The organism is Escherichia sp. HH41S, assembly GCF_009820115.1.
Lineage (GTDB): Bacteria > Pseudomonadota > Gammaproteobacteria > Enterobacterales > Enterobacteriaceae > Escherichia > Escherichia coli_F.
Genome location: NZ_VNXE01000060.1, coordinates 1 through 491, shown reverse-complemented (window position 1 = coordinate 491; position 491 = coordinate 1). Strand labels below are relative to the sequence as shown.

The window sequence follows — 491 nt, the reverse complement described above, 5'->3', positions numbered from 1 at the left end:
CAGGCGGCGAACGAGGCCGCGACGAAAGGGTTTGATGACCAGACCCGCCGCCTGAAAGAGAACATGGGCACGCTGGAAACCTGGGCAGACAGGACAGCACGGGCATTCAAATCCATGTGGGATGCGGTGCTGGATATTGGTCGTCCTGATACCGCGCAGGAGATGCTGATTAAGGCAGAGGCCGCGTTTAAGAAAGCGGACGATATCTGGAATCTGCGCAAGGATGATTATTTTGTTAACGATGAAGCGCGGGCGCGTTACTGGGATGATCGTGAAAAGGCCCGTCTTGCGCTTGAAGCCGCCCGAAAGAAGGCTGAGCAGCAGAGTCAACAGGACAAAAATGCGCAGCAGCAGAGCGATACCGAAGCGTCACGGCTGAAATATACCGAAGAGGCGCAGAAGGCTTACGAACGGCTGCAGACGCCGCTGGAGAAATATACCGCCCGTCAGGAAGAACTGAACAAGGCACTGAAAGACGGGAAAATCCTGCA

Annotated in this window: 1 pseudogene; it reads left to right on the top strand. The window is 55.4% G+C overall.

Features of this window, described 5'->3' with window-relative positions:
- Positions 1–491, top strand: a pseudogene (locus tag FQZ95_RS09815) (phage tail tape measure protein); the annotation flags it as partial.